This is a genomic window from Terrisporobacter muris (assembly GCF_024621905.1).
Lineage (GTDB): Bacteria > Bacillota > Clostridia > Peptostreptococcales > Peptostreptococcaceae > Terrisporobacter > Terrisporobacter muris.
This window is the reverse complement of record NZ_JANKBY010000595.1, coordinates 1-1,077: the sequence shown is the minus strand read 5'-3', so window position 1 is coordinate 1,077 and position 1,077 is coordinate 1. Positions and strand designations below refer to the sequence as shown.

General features: G+C 32.5%; 1 protein-coding gene. It reads right to left on the bottom strand.

What is annotated here, in order from left to right; genetic code table 11:
* Positions 1-131: 131 nt before the first annotated feature.
* Entirely contained in the window at positions 132-1,025 is an 894-nt protein-coding gene (locus NSA58_RS20515) for a sulfite exporter TauE/SafE family protein (protein WP_039680047.1), read from the bottom strand.
* Positions 1,026-1,077: the final 52 nt, after the last annotated feature.

Sequence of the window (1,077 nt, the reverse complement as noted above, 5' to 3'; positions counted from 1 at the left end):
ATTAACTACTATGTTTCCATAATACACATTTTAAAATATATATTGTCAAAAAGTTCAATTATATATAATTTCCTCACAAGTAAAAAAGCCAATAACTAAAATTTAATCTTAGTTATTGGCTTTCCATCTATCTAACTTGCTTTATTTTCAAGTTCCATTTCATTATTTTTATTAAGTGCTGCCTTAAACATAGTTACTGCTGTGTAAAGTACAACTCCAACTACTAACCAGTTTAACCAGTATACTGGAAGATTAGTAACAAATAATATTGCAAGTACTGAACCTACTATACCACCTAAAGTTATACCCATAGATACTTCCCTTACATAAGCTCCTTCTTTAACAAACTTAGTACAAGCTATTGGTCCAACAAATGCACATGATCCCATCATTATTGGGAATGCTGCCTTTGGATTCATTCCAAGAAGTGCAACCATTGCCATACATGGTGCATATAAACCTATACCTGCAGTCATTAATGCTCCAAGTACAAAGTTACCTACAACACCTATTATTAATTTAGTTCCTTCAAGTCCTATTGCATCTCCACCTGCTGGCATTACTCCTAATTGTTTTGCTACTAGTAATCCTGCTGTTCCAAGTAAGGCTACTGCCATAGTTAACTGAACTTTCTTTTCTGGTAATTTAGATATTACACCTGCACCTATCCAAGAACCTACTACTGCTGCAACTATCATACATATTAATGTGAATATATCGATTTCTATTGCTGTTAATGACATAAGTGCTTGTGCTACCATTGGTAATGCATGAGCAACATTTAATGTTCCTGGTAATAATTTGTCCGGTACATTAACTTTTTTATCAAATTTTAAAATTGCTGTTGTTGTTGCAAATGATCCTACCCCAATTGCATCTAGGAAATCTGTTATAAATCCTATTATTAAACCTCTCTTAAAAATACCATTGTTAGCTGAATTTCTGTTTTTCCTGAAGTCATTTACATAGACTGCTGAAAACCCTGTTGATATTACTGCTATTGCCCCTAAAATTGCTTTTAACATAATTCTCTTGCCTCTTCTTTCTATTAGTTTGTTCCGAAAAAAATTATATCAT

Bases quoted from the DNA above. Each gene is read 5' to 3' on its own strand.
- NSA58_RS20515 (WP_039680047.1), bottom strand. From the start codon at position 1,025: ATGTTAAAAGCAATTTTAGGGGCAATAGCAGTAATATCAACAGGGTTT.